17 protein-coding genes are annotated in these 16,658 nt (G+C 60.7%); 12 read left to right on the top strand and 5 right to left on the bottom strand.

Annotated elements, in window-relative coordinates; genetic code table 11:
- Positions 1–119: 119 nt before the first annotated feature.
- The 5 genes from ACZZ0D_RS26155 to ACZZ0D_RS26135 all read left to right on the top strand — a co-directional run bounded on the left by ACZZ0D_RS26155 (position 120) and on the right by ACZZ0D_RS26135 (position 5,479).
- Positions 120–1,475: a M16 family metallopeptidase gene (locus ACZZ0D_RS26155; protein WP_008077830.1), complete on the top strand. Its 1,356-nt coding sequence runs from the start codon at positions 120–122 to the stop codon at positions 1,473–1,475.
- Positions 1,468–2,958, top strand: coding sequence for a M16 family metallopeptidase (locus ACZZ0D_RS26150; protein WP_463554634.1), 1,491 nt, complete (start codon positions 1,468–1,470; stop codon positions 2,956–2,958). Before ACZZ0D_RS26155 ends, ACZZ0D_RS26150 begins: the two co-directional genes overlap by 8 nt.
- The gene (rsmD, locus tag ACZZ0D_RS26145; protein ID WP_463554633.1) at positions 2,958–3,572 is read left to right on the top strand and encodes a 16S rRNA (guanine(966)-N(2))-methyltransferase RsmD; all 615 of its coding nucleotides are present in this window, start codon (positions 2,958–2,960) and stop codon (positions 3,570–3,572) included. Before ACZZ0D_RS26150 ends, rsmD begins: the two co-directional genes overlap by 1 nt.
- A gap of 63 nt (positions 3,573–3,635) precedes the next feature.
- Positions 3,636–4,631, top strand: coding sequence for a hydrolase (locus ACZZ0D_RS26140; protein ID WP_463554632.1), 996 nt, complete (start codon positions 3,636–3,638; stop codon positions 4,629–4,631).
- Positions 4,628–5,479, top strand: coding sequence for a helix-turn-helix domain-containing protein (locus tag ACZZ0D_RS26135; protein ID WP_463554840.1), 852 nt, complete (start codon positions 4,628–4,630; stop codon positions 5,477–5,479). Before ACZZ0D_RS26140 ends, ACZZ0D_RS26135 begins: the two co-directional genes overlap by 4 nt.
- Positions 5,480–5,579: 100 nt before the next feature.
- On the opposite strand, the gene ACZZ0D_RS26130 is transcribed toward ACZZ0D_RS26135, so the two are convergent.
- The gene (locus ACZZ0D_RS26130) at positions 5,580–6,434 is read right to left on the bottom strand and encodes a sulfurtransferase (protein WP_463554631.1); all 855 of its coding nucleotides are present in this window, start codon (positions 6,432–6,434) and stop codon (positions 5,580–5,582) included.
- Positions 6,435–6,465: 31 nt separating this feature from the next.
- Positions 6,466–7,137 carry a TetR/AcrR family transcriptional regulator gene (locus tag ACZZ0D_RS26125; RefSeq protein ID WP_053124733.1) on the bottom strand — a complete coding sequence of 224 codons (672 nt, stop codon included), beginning with the start codon at positions 7,135–7,137 and terminating at the stop codon, positions 6,466–6,468.
- Positions 7,138–7,265: 128 nt separating this feature from the next.
- On the opposite strand from ACZZ0D_RS26125, the gene ACZZ0D_RS26120 reads away from it, so the two are divergent.
- The 5 genes from ACZZ0D_RS26120 (at position 7,266) to ACZZ0D_RS26100 (ending at position 11,997) form a co-directional block, all read left to right on the top strand.
- Positions 7,266–8,714 carry a coniferyl aldehyde dehydrogenase gene (locus tag ACZZ0D_RS26120; RefSeq protein WP_463554839.1) on the top strand — a complete coding sequence of 483 codons (1,449 nt, stop codon included), beginning with the start codon at positions 7,266–7,268 and terminating at the stop codon, positions 8,712–8,714.
- 29 nt (positions 8,715–8,743) lie between these two features.
- Entirely contained in the window at positions 8,744–9,289 is a 546-nt protein-coding gene (locus tag ACZZ0D_RS26115) for a twin-arginine translocation pathway signal protein (RefSeq protein WP_463554630.1), read from the top strand.
- A 119-nt stretch (positions 9,290–9,408) separates the two neighbouring features.
- Positions 9,409–11,004 carry a GMC family oxidoreductase gene (locus tag ACZZ0D_RS26110; RefSeq protein ID WP_463554629.1) on the top strand — a complete coding sequence of 532 codons (1,596 nt, stop codon included), beginning with the start codon at positions 9,409–9,411 and terminating at the stop codon, positions 11,002–11,004.
- Between the two features lie 115 nt (positions 11,005–11,119).
- The gene (gene coaD, locus ACZZ0D_RS26105; RefSeq protein WP_003176711.1) at positions 11,120–11,599 is read left to right on the top strand and encodes a pantetheine-phosphate adenylyltransferase; all 480 of its coding nucleotides are present in this window, start codon (positions 11,120–11,122) and stop codon (positions 11,597–11,599) included.
- A 146-nt stretch (positions 11,600–11,745) separates the two neighbouring features.
- Positions 11,746–11,997, top strand: a complete 252-nt coding sequence (locus tag ACZZ0D_RS26100) for a YfhL family 4Fe-4S dicluster ferredoxin (protein WP_463554628.1) — start codon at positions 11,746–11,748, stop codon at positions 11,995–11,997.
- A 150-nt stretch (positions 11,998–12,147) separates the two neighbouring features.
- Here ACZZ0D_RS26100 and ACZZ0D_RS26095 read toward each other — a convergent pair whose 3' ends face one another.
- Genes ACZZ0D_RS26095 through ACZZ0D_RS26085 form a run of 3 tightly spaced genes read right to left on the bottom strand, consistent with a single transcriptional unit; the run spans position 12,148 to position 14,165 of the window.
- The gene (locus ACZZ0D_RS26095) at positions 12,148–12,471 is read right to left on the bottom strand and encodes a multidrug transporter (RefSeq protein WP_212545088.1); all 324 of its coding nucleotides are present in this window, start codon (positions 12,469–12,471) and stop codon (positions 12,148–12,150) included.
- 56 nt (positions 12,472–12,527) lie between these two features.
- Positions 12,528–13,340: a bifunctional DNA-formamidopyrimidine glycosylase/DNA-(apurinic or apyrimidinic site) lyase gene (gene mutM, locus ACZZ0D_RS26090; protein ID WP_053124742.1), complete on the bottom strand. Its 813-nt coding sequence runs from the start codon at positions 13,338–13,340 to the stop codon at positions 12,528–12,530.
- 12 nt (positions 13,341–13,352) lie between these two features.
- Positions 13,353–14,165, bottom strand: coding sequence for an HDOD domain-containing protein (locus ACZZ0D_RS26085; protein WP_172680168.1), 813 nt, complete (start codon positions 14,163–14,165; stop codon positions 13,353–13,355).
- A 227-nt stretch (positions 14,166–14,392) separates the two neighbouring features.
- On the opposite strand from ACZZ0D_RS26085, the gene ACZZ0D_RS26080 reads away from it, so the two are divergent.
- Positions 14,393–14,932, top strand: a complete 540-nt coding sequence (locus ACZZ0D_RS26080; protein ID WP_463554627.1) for a type 1 glutamine amidotransferase domain-containing protein — start codon at positions 14,393–14,395, stop codon at positions 14,930–14,932.
- Between the two features lie 374 nt (positions 14,933–15,306).
- On the top strand, positions 15,307–16,503 hold the full coding sequence (locus tag ACZZ0D_RS26075) for a class I SAM-dependent rRNA methyltransferase (RefSeq protein ID WP_212545090.1): 1,197 nt from the start codon (positions 15,307–15,309) through the stop codon (positions 16,501–16,503).
- Positions 16,504–16,658 lie beyond the last annotated feature (155 nt).

The raw sequence follows: 16,658 nt of genomic DNA, 5'->3' as shown, positions 1-16,658 counted from the left end.
CCTATCTACCGATCAGTGGCTTGATAGGCGTGGCCGCCAGTAAAACGGATCAGTATCCTAGCACCCTCTCGCCCGCCGACGCTAAGACCAAGCGGGCAGCCCAACAGGTTAAAAAACGAATGAATGCTCTAGCCCGCCGCGCCGCAGGCCTGCTGCTCAGCACAGTCTGCCTGCCCCTTTCGGCCCTGGCGGCCGACCCGCAACCGACCCACGAATTCACCCTCGACAACGGCCTCAAGGTCGTCGTGCGCGAAGATCATCGCGCGCCAGTGGTGGTCTCGCAGGTCTGGTACAAGGTCGGCTCCAGCTACGAAACCCCGGGCCAGACCGGTCTGTCTCACGCGCTCGAACACATGATGTTCAAGGGCAGCGAGAAAGTCGGCCCCGGCGAAGCGTCGCTGATCCTGCGCGATCTGGGCGCCGAAGAGAACGCTTTCACCAGCGACGACTTCACCGCTTATTACCAGGTGCTCGCCCGCGACCGTCTGGGCGTAGCCTTTGAGCTGGAAGCCGACCGCATGGCCAATCTGCGCCTGCCGGCTGACGAGTTCGCCAAGGAAATCGAAGTCATCAAGGAAGAGCGCCGCTTGCGCACTGATGACAAGCCGATGTCCAAAGCCTACGAGCGCTACAAGGCCATGGCCTACCCGGCCAGCGGCTACCACACGCCGACCATCGGCTGGATGGCTGACCTCGACCGCATGAAGGTCGAAGAGCTGCGTCACTGGTACCAATCCTGGTACGTGCCGAACAACGCCACGCTGGTGGTGGTCGGCGACGTCACTCCGGACGAGGTGAAAACCCTCGCCCAACGCTACTTCGGCCCGATCGCCAAGCGCGACGTGCCTCCGGCGAAAAAACCACTGGAATTGGCCGAGCCAGGTGAACGCCAGATCACCCTGCACGTACAGACACAACTGCCTAGCCTGATGCTCGGTTTCAACGTGCCAAGCATCGCCACCGCTGAAGACAAACGCTCGGTCAACGCCTTGCGGCTGATCTCGGCTTTGCTCGACGGCGGCTACAGCGGTCGCATCCCGACACAACTGGAACGCGGCGAAGAGCTGGTCTCCGGCGGTTCATCGAACTACGACGCCTACACCCGTGGCGACAGCCTGTTCACCCTGTCGGCAACGCCGAACACGCAGAAGAAAAAGACCATGGCGCAAGCCGAGGCCGGTCTGTGGAAACTGCTGGAACAGCTGAAAACCACCGCACCGTCCGCCGAAGAGCTGGAGCGCGTGCGTGCCCAAGTGATCGCCGGTCTGGTCTTCGAACGTGATTCGATCACCAGCCAGGCCACTGCGATTGGTCAACTGGAAACCGTCGGCCTGTCGTGGAAACTGATGGACACCGAACTTGCCGATCTGGAAAGCGTGACCCCACAAGACATCCAGAACGCCGCCAAGCTGTATTTCACCCGCGAACGTCTCAGCGTCGCCCACGTCCTGCCACTGGAGACGACTCATGAGTGAGCGCAAAACCCCACGTTTGATGCTGCTGGGCCTGATCGCCGTGGCGGTGATCGGCTCTGCTGCTTTCTATCTGTCGCCAAGCGCTGACAGCAAGGCCAGCGAAGCCCTCGACAACGCCAAGACCAGCCAGAAGCTGCAATCGCTGGCCGAACTCGATGGCAAAGCCCCGGCCAGCCGCAAACTCGATGTACAGACCTGGAACACCGCCGACGGCGCCAAAGTGCTGTTCGTCGAAGCCCACGAGCTGCCGATGTTCGACATGCGCCTGATCTTCGCCGCCGGCAGCAGCCAGGACGGCAGCGCGTCGGGTCTGGCAGTGCTGACCAACGCGATGCTCAACGAAGGTGTGGCTGGCAAAGACGTCGGCGCCATCGCTCAAGGCTTTGAAGGTCTTGGTGCAGATTTCGGCAACGGTGCTTTCAAGGACATGGCGCTGGCCTCGCTGCGCAGCTTGAGTGCCGTCGACAAGCGCGAACCGGCCTTGAAGCTGTTCTCGGAAGTGGTCGGCAAACCGACCTTCCCGGCTGACTCCTTCGCGCGCATCAAAAACCAGATGCTCGCCGGTTTCGAATACCAGAAACAGAACCCCGGCAAACTCGCCAGCCTCGAGCTGATGAAGCGTCTGTACGGCGATCACCCGTACGCGCATTCGAGCGACGGCAATCCGCGAAGCGTGCCGAAGATCACCCTCGCGCAATTGCGTGAGTTCCACGCCAAGGCCTACGCGGCCGGCAACGTGGTGATTGCATTGGTCGGCGATTTGTCTCGCACTGAGGCCGAGGCAATTGCCAATCAGGTTTCCGGTGCACTGCCCAAAGGCCCGGCGCTGGCGAAGATCGCGCAGCCGCAGGAACCGAAAGCCAGCGTTAATCACATCGAGTTCCCGTCGAAGCAGACCAACCTGTTGCTCGCGCAACTGGGCATCGACCGTGACGATCCGGATTACGCGGCGCTGTCGATGGGCAACCAGATCCTCGGCGGCGGCGGTTTCGGTACACGTCTGATGAGCGAAGTGCGCGAGAAGCGTGGCCTGACTTACGGCGTGTATTCGGGTTTCAGCCCGATGCAGGTTCGCGGCCCGTTCATGATCAATTTGCAGACCCGCGCGGAAATGAGTGAAGGCACCCTGAAACTGGTGCAAGACGTGCTCGCCGACTACCTGAAAACCGGGCCGACGCAGAAAGAACTCGACGACGCCAAACGCGAACTGGCCGGCAGCTTCCCGCTGTCCACCGCGAGCAATGCCGATATCGTCGGCCAACTCGGCGCGATGGGCTTCTATAATCTGCCGTTGAGCTATCTGGACGATTTCATGCGTCAGTCGCAAAGCCTGACCGTGGAACAAGTCCGCGACGCCCTGAACAAACACCTGAGCACGGACAAAATGGTCATCGTCACCGCTGGCCCGACCGTGCCGCAAAAGCCGTTACCGGCCCCATCTGATAAACCTGCCGAGCAACCGCTCGGGGTTCCGGAGCATTAATGGCAACTCGTTCCCCTAAAAAGCCTGCGCACAACGTTCACAACGGTGTGAACCAGTTGCGCATCATTGGCGGTCAATGGCGCCGCCGCAAGCTGAGCTTCCCCGACGCGCCGGGCCTGCGTCCGACCCCGGATCGCGTGCGTGAAACCCTGTTCAACTGGCTCGCGCCGTACGTTGAAGGGGCCAAGGTACTCGACCCGTTCGCCGGCAGCGGCGCGCTGTTTCTCGAAGCGCTGTCCCGTGGCGCGGCCATGGGTCAGGCGCTGGACGCCAGCAACATCGCGGTCTCGAGCCTGAAAGAACACCTCGGCACCCTGCGCTGCACCAACGGCCAGGTGCAGACGGCGGACGCGCTGCGTTATCTGGAAACCCAGACCGCCAGTGCATACGACCTGGTGTTCCTCGACCCGCCGTTCAACCAGAACCTGCTGCCTGCCGTGTGCACCTTGCTCGAAGAACGTCAGTGGCTGGCCGCCGACTCGTGGATCTACACTGAAAGTGAAACGGCGCCATCGACGCTGGGCCTGCCGGGCAACTGGCGCCTGCACCGCGAACAGAAATCCGGCCGGGTTTACTACGCGCTGTGGCAACGTACGGCAGAGATCGCCGGTTAATCGACCGGTCTGAATAAGCGGCGGCCCTTCCCACAGGGTCGCCGCGCTGCATCGAGAACCATCGTGTCCGCCTCTTCAGAACGCTTCATCCCCGCCCTCGGCCTCGGCAATCCGCACCTGCAAACCTTGTGGGGGCCGCTGTGGCGTAAAACCGTGCATATCCAGCGTGAGCGCGAGCGCTTTTGGCTTGAGGATGGTGACTTTCTTGACCTCGACTGGCATGGCCCGCACACGGCCGATGCGCCACTGGTGCTGGTGCTGCATGGCCTGACCGGTTCTTCCAATTCGCCTTACGTCGCCGGCGTGCAAAAAGCCTTGGCCGATCAGGGCTGGGCCAGCGTTGCGCTGAACTGGCGCGGTTGTTCGGGCGAACCGAATCTGCTGCCACGCAGCTACCACTCCGGCGCCAGCGAAGACCTCGCCGAAACCATCAAACACCTGCGCGCGAAACGACCGTTGGCGCCGTTGTACGCCGTCGGCTATTCGCTGGGCGGCAACGTGCTGCTCAAACATCTGGGTGAAACCGGTAGCGCCAGCGGCGTAGTCGCTGCGGTGGCGGTATCGGTGCCATTCCGCCTCGATCAATGCGCCGACCGCATTGGTCAGGGATTTTCCAAGGTGTATCAGGCGCACTTCATGCGCGAGATGGTCGCCTACATAAAGAACAAGCAACGGCAATTTCAGCACGACGGGCGCGAGGATGGACTGGCGGCTCTGGCAGCGCTCGGTTCGCTGGAGAACATGCGCACGTTCTGGGATTTCGATGGCCGGGTGACCGCGCCGTTGCACGGTTTTACCGATGCCGAGGATTATTACCGTCGAGCGTCGAGCCGTTATTTCCTGGGCGAGATCCGCACGCCGACGTTGATCATTCAGGCAGCGGACGATCCATTTGTGTTCCCGCACAGCCTGCCTTCGGAAAGCGAGCTGTCGGCCTCGACCACTTTTGAATTGCAGGCGCGCGGCGGGCACGTTGGATTCGTCGACGGCTCAGTGCGCCAGCCCGGTTATTACCTCGAACGCCGTATCCCGCAATGGCTGGCCAGCGTGCCCGCATGAGCGATCAGGGCGAGTCGATCCGATTCTGGCAAACCGCGCCACTGGCCGGGGTCGAGTTGTTGTCGGCGCGCTATATCGAGCAACGCTTCGCCCCGCATGTACACGACGGTTTTGTGATCGGCATGATCATGGCCGGCGCTCAGCGCTACCGCTATCGCGGTGCTGAACACTTGGCGGGCAGCGGCACGTTGGTGCTGATCAACCCGGACGAACTGCACACCGGGCACAAAGGCACCGAGGACGGCTGGCTGTACCGGGCGTTTTATCCGGATACCGGCAAGATTGTTTCGCTGCTGGATGAGCTGGAGTTGCCGACCACCAGTCTGCCGGCCTTCGGCGCCACGCTGTATCGCGACCCGGATCTGGTCAACGGTTTCTGCCAGTTACACCGTTTGCTGGAAAGCCCCGCGACCGCGCTGCAACAGCAAACGGTGTGGCGCGAGATGATGTTGCTGCTGTTGCAGCGTCACGCGGCGGTGCGCGAGGTTGCCAATCCCGGCAAAGAACACCGCGCGGTGCTGTTGGCCAAGGACGTCATGCACGCTCAACTGGCGGCGCCGCCATCGCTGGAAGAACTGGCGGCGGCGGTCAATCTGTCGCCCTTCCATTTCGCCCGGGTGTTCCGCCGCGCGACCGGCATGCCGCCGCACACCTGGCTGATGCAACAACGCATCGCCCAGGCGCGGGCACTGTTGCAGAGTGGTTGCTTGCCGCTGGAAGTCGCGACGCAGTTGGGGTTTGCCGATCAGAGCCACTTGAGCCGACAGTTCAAGCAGGCTTACGGCGTCGGGCCCGCGGCGTATCGCAATGCCCGACAAATCCCCCCAGACACCGCAGTTCTCTTGTAGGAGTGAGCCTGCTCGCGATAGCGGTGTGTCAGTGAAGTTAATGGTGACTGACACTCCGCTATCGCGAGCAGGCTCAGCTCCTACAGGGGGTTTGTGGGGATTATTCGCCGGTGGCGATGCCGTGCGCTGGCTCGTTGATCCACTCACTCCACGACCCGGCATACAACGAACCCAACGGATAACCTGCCAGACACAACGCAAACAAGTTATGACACGCCGTCACCCCGGAGCCGCAATACGCGACCAGATCCGACGGCGAGCGCTCACCCAGCTTCGCGGCAAAACGCTGCTGCAACTGATCCGCCGGCAAAAAACGCCCATCGCTGCCCAGGTTATCGGTGAACGCCGCACACTGCGCCCCCGGAATATGCCCAGCCACCGGATCAATCGGCTCCACCTCACCCTTGAATCGCGGCAATGCCCGAGCATCGATCAAGGTCAACGCTGGTTGGCCGAGACGCTTTTGCAGTTTTTCAGCACTGATCAACAAGCCCATGTCCGGCTGACCACTGAAATCCCCACGAGTGACCTCCGGCGCATCCAGACTCAAAGGCAAACCCGCCGCATGCCAAGCCTTCAGCCCGCCATCAAGAATAAACACGCCATCACGCTTGCCCAGCCACGCCAGCAACCACCATGCCCGCGCCGCATAAGCACCCGGGCCGTCGTCATACAAAACCACGTCACTGTCGTTGTTGATGCCCCACGCTTGCAGCCGCTCGATCAACGCCGCCGGCTCGGGCAGCGGATGACGTCCGGTCACACCTTTCACCACTTTACCGCTGAGATCGCGCTCAAGATCGGCGAAGCGCGCGCCGGCAATGTGCCCCTCGGCGTAGCTGCGCTGCCCGTAATCCGGGTCTTCGAGGGCAAAACGACAATCGAGAATCACCAGCCCCGGCTGTTCCTTGCGGGCATCCAAGGCTTGCGGGCTGAGCAACTGCGCAATCGGCATAACGAGCTCCTGTGGAGTTTCAACGGAATGTTTACTTTACGTCTTCGAGGGCCTGGGCCAGCGGTACATAAAACTCGTCGAACAGTGCATTGACCGCATCCCGCGACTCATCAGTGACGAACCCGGCTTCCAGCACCAACACCTGATACACGCCGCGTTTAACGGCTTGCTCGCTGAGGTGGTTGGAATTCTCGCGGGTGGTGCACAGAAAGCGCACCCACGAGGTCAGGATGATCCACGCGTTGAGGGTCAGCGACTCGATCTGCACGCGATCCATCTTGAGGATCCCGGCGGCGACAAAGCCTTCGTAAATCGCCGCGCCCTGAATCACGCAGCGCTGGGAAAAGCGCCGGTAACGCGCGGCCAGTTCCGGGTCGCTGTCGAGCAAATGTTCAAGGTCGCGGTGCAGAAAGCGGTAACCCCACATCGCCGAGAGCAGCTCCTTGAGATAGAAACGCTTGTCTTCGACGGTCGCGGCACGCCCCTGCGGCGGGCGCAGAAAGCTGTCCACCAAGGCTTCGTACTCACTGAACAGCACCGAGATGATCGCCTGCTTGTTGGGGAAGTGGTAGTACAGGTTGCCCGGAGAAATCTCCATATGGGCGGCAATGTGGTTGGTGCTGATGCTGCGCTCGCCCTGCTGATTGAACAGCTCGAGGCTGTTCTGCACGATGCGCTCGCTGGTTTTTATTCGTGGGGCCATGGCTTGAGCTTTAATTCAGAGTGCGGTGAGGGGCATCTTACGACCTATCCGGAAATGGATAAAACAAAGCTGCACACGGAAGTCATTTGACTTTATAGAGCATAGACTCTAAAAAGTTCATCACTACAATAAATCCGGAGCCTACGATGACTGCCGATATTGCCTACCTGCAAACGCTGCAACAGCCCCTGGAAGAGCTCGATCGGTTATTCGAGGCGCAACGGGCCGCATACGCCGCCAACCCGATGCCGCCCGCCGCGCAGCGCCAGCAATGGCTGAAGTCGTTGCGCGACCTGCTGAGCAATGAACGTCAGGCTTTGATCGAGGCGATCAGCGCGGATTTCAGTCATCGCAGCGCCGACGAAACCCTGCTCGCCGAACTGATGCCGAGCCTGCACGGCATTCATTACGCAAGCAGCCATCTCAAGGGCTGGATGAAGGATTCGCGGCGCAAGGTCGGCGTGGCATTCCAGCCGGCTTCGGCGAAAGTCGTGTACCAGCCGTTGGGCGTAGTCGGCGTGATCGTGCCGTGGAATTACCCGTTGTATCTGGCCATCGGCCCGCTGGTCGGCGCGCTGGCAGCGGGCAACCGGGTGATGCTCAAACTCAGTGAATCGACCCCGGCCACCGGGCAGTTGATGAAGGAATTGTTCGCGCGCATTTTCCCCGAAGATCTGGTCTGCGTGGTGCTCGGCGAGGCCGACATCGGCGTGGCATTTTCCCGTCTGCGCTTCGATCATTTGCTGTTCACCGGCGCCACCAGCATCGGCAAACATGTCATGCGCGCAGCCGCGGAAAACCTGACGCCGGTCACGCTGGAACTGGGCGGCAAGTCGCCGGCCATCGTCTCCCGCGACGTGCCGCTGAAGGACGCCGCCGAGCGCATCGCCTTCGGCAAAACCCTCAATGCCGGGCAAACCTGCGTCGCTCCAGACTACGTTTTGGTGCCGGAAGACCGCGTCGGCGGCTTCGTCGAAGCCTATCGCCAGGCGGTGCAAAGCTTCTATCCAACCCTCGCCGATAACCCGGATTACACGGCGATCATCAACGAACGCCAATTGGCCCGGCTCAACAGTTACGTCAGCGATGCGACCAGCAAAGGCGCGCTGTTGATTCCTTTGTTCGAACAAGGTCAGGGCCGACGCATGCCGCACAGCGTGCTGCTGAATGTCAGCGACGACATGACCGTGATGCAGGACGAAATCTTCGGCCCGTTGCTGCCGATCGTGCCGTACCGCGATCTGGAGCAGGCATTCGCTTACATCAATCAGCACCCACGACCTCTGGCTCTTTACTACTTTGGCTACGACAAACGCGAACAAACCCGCGTGCTGCACGAAACCCATTCGGGCGGCGTATGCCTGAACGACACGCTGCTGCATGTCGCCCAGGACGATATGCCGTTTGGCGGCATCGGCCCTTCCGGCATGGGCCATTACCACGGCCATGAAGGCTTTCTGACCTTCAGCAAGGCCAAAGGCGTGTTGATTAAACAGCGCTTCAACGCCGCCAAACTGATCTACCCGCCGTACGGCAAATCGATGCAGAAACTGATCCAGAAGCTGTTCATTCGCTAATCATTCGTCACCGCCGGGTAATAAAAACAATGCACCCAAGCCTGACCGAAACACCTGCCCTGTCGCGCCGTGGCCTGCTGAAATTCAGCCTCGGTGCCACGGCCTTCCTCGCCACCGCTGGCCTTGGTGCCAGCCTCAGTGGTTGTTCCTCCAGCATCGCGGCCAACGGCTTCATCAGCTTGCGCGACGGCGATCTGCTGTTTCTGCGCGCGCTGATTCCAGTGATGCTCGATGGCGCCGTGGCTACTGAAAAGATGCCGAGCGCGGTGGATGGCACGCTGAAGACGCTGGATTACAGCCTCGATCACCTGTCGCCGGAAATGCTCAAACTCACTCGCCAGCTGTTCGACGTGCTTGGCATGGCGGTGACGCGCGGGCCGCTCACCGGGATCTGGGGCAGTTGGGAAAATGCCAGTGCCGAGGCGATGCGCAACTTCCTCGATCGCTGGGAAAACAGTTCGTTGAGTTTGTTGAAAATGGGGCATAGCTCGTTGCAGCAAATGGTCACGATGGCCTGGTACACCCGCGCGGAATCGTGGGGGCATTGCGGCTATCCCGGGCCGCCTACTGTCTGAAATTGTGTCGCGCCCATCGCGAGCAGGCTCACTCCTACAGGGGATTGCATTCCAAATGTAGGAGTGAGCCTGCTCGCGATGAGGCCAGCAAAAACAACAAAAACAAGAGAACCTGACCGATGCCTGTACCCGACCCCTTCCGCGAAGGCCTCGCCCGAGGCTGGAAAACCTACAACGGCGCGCAACTCACCGATAACCTGACCCTCGAAGCCGACGTCGCGATCATCGGCAGCGGCGCCGGCGGTGGCACCACGGCGGAAATCCTCAGCGCCGCCGGCTACAAAGTCCTGCTGATCGAAGAAGGCCCGCTGAAAACCAGTTCCGACTTCAAAATGCTCGAAGACCAGGCCTACAGCAGCCTCTATCAGGAAGGCATCGGCCGGATGAGCAAGGACGGTGCGATCACCATCCTGCAGGGCCGCGCGGTCGGCGGCACGACGTTGATCAACTGGACATCAAGCTTCCGCACCCCGGAACCCACCCTCGAACACTGGGCCACCGAGCACAACGTCAAAGGCCACAGCGTTGCCGAGATGGCGCCGTGGTTCGAGAAAATGGAACAGCGCCTCGGCGTCGCCCCCTGGCTGGTGCCACCCAACGCCAACAACGACGTGATCCGCAAAGGCTGCGAGCAACTCGGTTACAGCTGGCACGTGATTCCGCGCAACGTGCGCGGTTGCTGGAACCTCGGTTACTGCGGCATGGGCTGCCCGACCAACGCCAAACAATCGATGATGGTCACCACCATTCCGGCAACATTGGAAAAGGGCGGCGAGCTGCTCTATCTGGCCCGCGCGGAAAAGCTGTTGATCAGCGGCGACAAGGTCACCGGCCTGCAATGCGTGGCGATGGATGAGCGCTGCGTCGCGCCGACCGGGCGCACCATCACGGTCAAGGCGCGGCATTACGTGCTGGCCGGTGGCGGCATCAACAGCCCGGCGTTGCTGCTGCGCTCCGATGCGCCGGATCCGCACAAGAATGTCGGTAAGCGTACATTTCTGCATCCGGTGAACATGTCGGCCGCGCGTTTCGACGAGGTGGTCAATCCGTTTTACGGGGCGCCGCAATCGATCTACTCCGACCATTTCCAGTGGAAGGACGGCACCACCGGGCCGATGGCGTTCAAACTTGAAGTGCCGCCGCTGCACCCGGCGCTGGCGGCGACGCTGCTCGGTGGTTTCGGCCAGGAGAACGCGCAGCACATGGCCGACCTGCCGCACACCCACGCCATGCTCGCCCTGCTGCGCGATGGTTTTCACCCGGACAGCAGCGGCGGCGCTGTGGAATTACGCGGTGACGGCACGCCGGTGCTCGACTATCAGGTTTCGCCCTACGCCTGGGAAGGTTTGCGCAAAGCGTTCCACGTCATGGCCGAGATCCAGTTTGCCGGTGGCGCAAAATCGGTGATGCCGATGCATGCCGACGCGCGTTACGTGAAGACGCTGGCCGAAGCGCGTTCGATGATCGATGGCCTGAGCCTTGAGCTATACCGCACGCGACTGGGCAGCGCCCACGTCATGGGCGGTTGCGCGATGGGCGAAGAGGCGAAATCGGCGGTCACTGACAGCCTTGGCCGCCATCATCAACTGAGCAATCTGTCGATCCACGACGGCTCGTTGTTCCCCACCAGCATTGGCGCCAACCCGCAGTTGTCGGTGTATGGCCTGACTGCGCAACTGGCGACCGCCCTCGCCGATCGATTGAAAAACCCATGAAAAAACCGGTTATTCCCGTCGTCTATAGTGCTTTCTTACCCAACAGGCGACTTTCCCGACCGGGACGGCTGCGATACCATCCGACTCCCCAACGGACTCCCGCCAGGACGACGCGATGAACCGAGTGTTGTACCCAGGTACCTTCGACCCTATTACCAAGGGCCATGGCGATCTGGTCGAACGCGCCTCGCGCCTGTTCGATCACGTGATCATTGCGGTCGCCGCCAGCCCGAAGAAAAACCCGCTGTTCCCGCTGGAACAACGGGTTGAACTGGCTCGCGAGGTCACCAAACACCTGCCGAACGTGGAAGTGGTCGGTTTCTCGACGCTGCTCGCGCATTTCGCCAAAGAGCAGAACGCCAACGTGTTCCTGCGTGGTTTGCGCGCGGTGTCGGACTTCGAATACGAATTCCAGCTGGCCAACATGAACCGCCAGTTGGCGCCGGACGTGGAGAGCCTGTTTCTCACGCCGTCCGAGCGTTACTCGTTCATTTCTTCGACGCTGGTGCGGGAAATTGCTGCGCTGGGCGGCGACATCACCAAGTTCGTCCACCCTGCCGTGGCCGACGCCCTGACCCTACGCTTTAAAAAGTAGGAGCTGCCGAAGGCTGCGATCTTTTGATCTTGATCGCAGCCACGCACAGCAGTTGATCGCAGCAACGTGCACTGCGCTCGCCAATGCGGCACAATTGCGCGCATTGATTTATAGCGCCCGGGCCTGCCGCCCCGGCTGGAGTTAGCATGTCCCTGATCATCACCGACGATTGCATCAACTGCGACGTCTGCGAACCCGAGTGCCCGAACGCCGCCATCTCCCAAGGCGAAGAGATCTACGTGATCGACCCGAACCTGTGCACCCAGTGCGTCGGCCACTACGACGAACCGCAGTGCCAACAGGTCTGCCCGGTGGATTGCATCCCGCTGGACGAAGCGCACCCTGAGACTGAAGAACAGTTGATGAAGAAATATCGCATCATCACCGGCAAGGCCTAAGGCTTCAGCGCTCTTTCGGGCCTCTTCGCGAGCAAGCCCGCTCCCACAGTGTTTTGTGGTGGAACACAAATTGTGTGAACACCAAAATACCTGTGGGAGCGGGCTTGCTCGCGAAAGGGCCATCAGCCACACCGCAAATTCCTGATCAGCTCACTCGCGCTGCTCAAACCCCTCCCCCGTACACCCCAGACACCTTACAAACGCCGCCCGCGCCGGATCCACCACCAGCGCCTGCCCCGCATCGCCAATCCCGCCACCCAGCGCGGTAAACGGCAACGACACCACAAACGCACCCGCACCAATCACCGTGGCCACCACCAATAACGGTCGGGCAATCAGCAAGTCGCCGATCATGGCGTAGGCAGGCGGGTTTTGAATGGTGTAGCGCGGGTCGCCGCTGCCGCTTTCCGTGGCCTGAACCGCCAGGCTGGAACATAGCAGCAACGCGACAAAGAGGACTTGCAGGGATTTCATGGCACGATCCTTCGGGCTGAACAGTGAGTCACCTCACTATAGACCCCAGGACTTTTTCAGCTCTGGCAGCGTGGGCAAAACACACTGGCGCGCTGGCCGAGCTTCACTTCGCGCAGGCCGGTGCCGCAGACTTTGCAGTGCTCACCACCCCGGCCATAGACAAACAGTTCCTGCTGGAAATACCCCGGCTGACCGTCACCGCCAATAAAATCGCGCAGCGTCGTGCCGCCACGTTCGATGGCGGCGGCGAGGATGCGTTTGATCTCGATCGCCAGTTTCAGATAGCGCCCACGGGAAATGCCACCGGCCTCGCGGCGCGGATCGATACCGGCGGCGAACAGCGCCTCCGTCGCATAAATATTGCCGACCCCGACCACGATTGCGTTGTCCATGATGAACGGCTTGACCGCCATCGACCGCCCGCGTGACAGCTGAAACAAGCGCTCGCCATCGAACAGATCGGTCAACGGCTCCGGGCCGAGGCGAATCAGCAATTCATGGTTGAGCGGATCGGTGCTCCACAGCATCGCTCCGAACCGGCGCGGATCGGTGTAGCGCAGCGCCAGCCCCGACTCCAGTTCGATATCAACGTGCTCATGCTTGAGCGCCGGCAGCCCTGCTTCGACCAGACGCAAATTGCCCGACATGCCCAAATGGCTGATCAACGTGCCGACTTCAGCGTTGATCAACAAATATTTGGCACGCCGCTCGACCAACACGATGCGCTGCCCGGACAAGCGCACATCGAGGTCTTCGGGGATCGGCCAGCGCAACCGCCGGTCACGCACGATCACCCGGCTGACACGCTGGCCTTCCAGATGCGGGGCGATCCCGCGACGGGTGGTTTCGACTTCCGGCAGTTCAGGCATGGTGTCCTCGAATCAATGCGCGCCGAGGTCGCGAATCGTTTGTTTGAGGGTTTCGAAATCGTAGTCCGACAGACCGACGTAATCGAGAATCAGCGGGCCGATGCTGTTCCACTCGTGGTCTTCGGTCTGGTTGCCCAGCACGCGATATGACGCACAAATGTGTTCGGCCATCTTCAGCAGCGCCAACAGATTCTTCAACTGGCTGTTGCGCGACGACTCGTCGCTGAAGATCGCCAAGGCGTTGTGGTGATTGGCGATCGCGGCACTGACATGCTCCGGCAAACGCCACGACTTCGCTGTGTAATAGCCGACCACCGCATGGTTGGTGTTGAACGTACGGTTTTCGGTATCGACCACGCGACAGGTCGGGCTGGCGTTGGCGTACGCCTCTTCCAGCACCGACATGTAATTGGGGAAACGCTGCAGCATCAAAGGCACGCCGCAATCGTGGAACAGGCCCAGCGCGTAGGCTTCATCGCCGGCCTGAGTGCCGATGCGTTTGGCCAGCGTCAGGCAGGTCATCGCCACGTCTTGGGCGGTGTCCCAGAAACGGTTGAGCGTGACGATGGTGTCATCGTTCATCTCGCCCTTGATCGACTGCGCGTTGATCAGATTGATGATCGAACGACTGCCCAGCAGATTCACCGCGCGCTGAATCGAAGTGATCTTGTTGCTCAAGCCGTAATACGGCGAGTTGACGATTTTCAGCAACGAACCGGAGAGGCCAGGATCCTGGGCGATCAGCTTGGCGATCACCTCCAGATCCGGGTCGGGCATGTACTGCTCCATTTGCAGATCCACCATGATCTGCGGTTGCGCCGGCACACTGATGCCTTGCAGCGATTGTTGAATCTGTTCGGTGGTCAGCTCTTGGGACATATGTACACACTCAGGGACAGGCGGCGATTCTAACCGCTGAGACCGCAGGGCGACACACCGACGGGCATATCGGAGGAACTTTCATTCAAGCTCAGGCTTCGGATTTGGTAAGGCGCGGCGAAAATTTTCTGGCCGCTGCGCCAACAAATTCCCACTGACTCAGGAGCTTATCGATGGCCACTTCCCTCAACGGCAAGCGCGTCGCTTTTTTGGTAACCGACGGTTTCGAACAGGTCGAACTGACCGGCCCCAAGCAAGCGCTGGAACAGGCTGGCGCACAGGTCGACATCCTCTCGGCCGAGGCCGGCACGGTCAAAGGCTGGAACCACGACAAACCGGCGGATGATTTCATGGTCGACCAGACCTTCCAGGCTGCCAGCATTGAGCAATACGACGCGGTGGTGTTGCCAGGTGGCGTGCAGAACTCCGACACCATTCGCATCGATCAGGACGCCCAGCATCTGGTCAAGACCGGCGCCTCGGCCGGCAAACCGATTGCGGTGATCTGCCATGGCAGCTGGCTGCTGATTTCGGCGGGGCTGGTGAATGGCAAAACCATGACCAGCTATAAAACCGTCAAGGATGATCTGGTCAACGCCGGCGCACATTGGGTGGATAAAGAAGTGGTCAAGGACGGCAACCTGATCAGCAGCCGCCAGCCGGATGATATTCCGGCGTTCAGCAAAGAGCTGATCAGCGCCCTTTCTGCCTGATCCGGATTTCTCCTTTCCTCACCGATCCATTGTGGTGAAGGGGATTTCTCCTCCCACACCGATCCATTGTGGTGAAGGGGGTTTCTCCTCCCACACCGATCTATTGTGGTGAAGGGGGTTTCTCCTCCCACACCGATCCATTGTGGCGAGGGGATTTATCCCCGTTCGGCTGCGCAGCAGTCGCAAAACCTGACAGCGCGGTGTATCAGACATGCCGTGTCATATGGATTTGGGACGGCTGCGCCGTCCAACGGGGATAAATCCCCTCGCCACAAGTAAATCCCATCGCCGCTGGAACGCACCACATGTCCATTTGCCGGCCAATCAGCCGGCCTGACGCGCTATACTCCCGCTCTTTTTTCCGGAGCGACGTCATGTCCCTGCCTAGCCTGCGCCTCAAAGCCAACGCCGACCGTCGCCTGCGCAACGGCCACTTGTGGGTCTACAGCAACGAAATCGATGTGGCCGCCACCCCGTTGCACGGCTTCAAGGCCGGCGATCAGGCGATCCTCGAAGCCGCCGGCGGCAAGACTTTGGGCATCGTTGCGATGAGCCCGAACAACCTGATCTGCGCCCGTCTGGTGTCCCGCGACATCAAGGTGCAACTGGACAAGTCGCTGCTGGTGCACCGTCTGAACGTGGCCCTGTCGCTGCGCGATCGCCTGTTCGACAAACCATTCTACCGTCTGGTCTACGGTGACTCCGACCTGCTGCCGGGTCTGGTGGTTGACCGTTTCGGCGACATCCTCGTAGTCCAGATCGCCTCGGCGACCATGGAAGCGCACAAAGATGACGTGATCGCAGCACTGACCCAAGTGCTCAAGCCAAGCGGCATCCTCTTCAAGAACGACTCCGCCGCGCGTGACGCTGAAGGCCTCAATCGTTACGTCGAAACCGTGTTCGGCCTGGTGCCGGAGTGGGTGGCGCTGGAAGAGAACGGCGTGAAATTCGAAGCCCCGGTCATTCAGGGTCAGAAAACCGGCTGGTTCTACGACCACCGCATGAACCGCGCGCGCATGGCGCCTTACGCCAAGGGCAAACGCGTTCTCGACCTTTATAGCTACATCGGTGGCTGGGGCGTGCAGGCTGCCGCTTTCGGCGCCAGCGAAGTGTTCTGCGTCGATGCCTCGGCCTTCGCCCTCGACGGCGTTGAGCGCAACGCCGCACTGAACGGCTTTGCCGACAAGATGACCTGCATCGAAGGCGACGTCTTCGAAGCGCTGAAAGAGCTGAAAGCCAGCGAAGAGCGTTTCGACGTGATCGTTGCCGATCCGCCGGCGTTCATCAAACGCAAGAAAGACATGAAGAACGGCGAAGGCGCCTACCGTCGTCTGAACGAGCAAGCCATGCGCCTGCTCAACAAGGACGGCATCCTGATCAGCGCTTCGTGCTCGATGCACCTGCCGGAAGACGATCTGCAGAACATTCTGCTGACCAGCGCCCGTCACCTGGATCGCAACATCCAGATGCTCGAGCGCGGCGGTCAGGGCCCGGATCACCCGGTGCACCCAGCCATCGCCGAAACCCGCTACATCAAAAGCATCACCTGCCGTCTGCTGCCAAACAGCTGATTGGTCAGTAAAAACGGGGGGCCCAAGGGCTCCCCGTTTGTTTTTGGGCGGTGCAAGGCCGTCTATTTCACTTCAAATTTAGCCGACTCCTACAATTAACTTCCTACAGTCTTGCAGGAATTTTCCGCGCACCTGTTAATTAGCGAAAAACAACT

This window comes from Pseudomonas sp. AC193, assembly GCF_979258075.1.
Note: the sequence above shows the minus strand (reverse complement) of the source record. Positions and strands in the feature narration are given on the sequence as shown.

Bases quoted from the DNA above. Each gene is read 5' to 3' on its own strand.
- ACZZ0D_RS26155 (WP_008077830.1), top strand. From the start codon at position 120: ATGAATGCTCTAGCCCGCCGCGCCGCAGGCCTGCTGCTCAGCACAGTC.
- ACZZ0D_RS26150 (WP_463554634.1), top strand. From the start codon at position 1,468: ATGAGTGAGCGCAAAACCCCACGTTTGATGCTGCTGGGCCTGATCGCC.
- rsmD (WP_463554633.1), top strand. From the start codon at position 2,958: ATGGCAACTCGTTCCCCTAAAAAGCCTGCGCACAACGTTCACAACGGT.
- ACZZ0D_RS26135 (WP_463554840.1), top strand. From the start codon at position 4,628: ATGAGCGATCAGGGCGAGTCGATCCGATTCTGGCAAACCGCGCCACTG.
- ACZZ0D_RS26130 (WP_463554631.1), bottom strand. From the start codon at position 6,434: ATGCCGATTGCGCAGTTGCTCAGCCCGCAAGCCTTGGATGCCCGCAAG.
- ACZZ0D_RS26125 (WP_053124733.1), bottom strand. From the start codon at position 7,137: ATGGCCCCACGAATAAAAACCAGCGAGCGCATCGTGCAGAACAGCCTC.
- ACZZ0D_RS26115 (WP_463554630.1), top strand. From the start codon at position 8,744: ATGCACCCAAGCCTGACCGAAACACCTGCCCTGTCGCGCCGTGGCCTG.
- ACZZ0D_RS26110 (WP_463554629.1), top strand. From the start codon at position 9,409: ATGCCTGTACCCGACCCCTTCCGCGAAGGCCTCGCCCGAGGCTGGAAA.
- coaD (WP_003176711.1), top strand. From the start codon at position 11,120: ATGAACCGAGTGTTGTACCCAGGTACCTTCGACCCTATTACCAAGGGC.
- ACZZ0D_RS26100 (WP_463554628.1), top strand. From the start codon at position 11,746: ATGTCCCTGATCATCACCGACGATTGCATCAACTGCGACGTCTGCGAA.
- ACZZ0D_RS26095 (WP_212545088.1), bottom strand. From the start codon at position 12,471: ATGAAATCCCTGCAAGTCCTCTTTGTCGCGTTGCTGCTATGTTCCAGC.
- mutM (WP_053124742.1), bottom strand. From the start codon at position 13,340: ATGCCTGAACTGCCGGAAGTCGAAACCACCCGTCGCGGGATCGCCCCG.
- ACZZ0D_RS26080 (WP_463554627.1), top strand. From the start codon at position 14,393: ATGGCCACTTCCCTCAACGGCAAGCGCGTCGCTTTTTTGGTAACCGAC.
- ACZZ0D_RS26075 (WP_212545090.1), top strand. From the start codon at position 15,307: ATGTCCCTGCCTAGCCTGCGCCTCAAAGCCAACGCCGACCGTCGCCTG.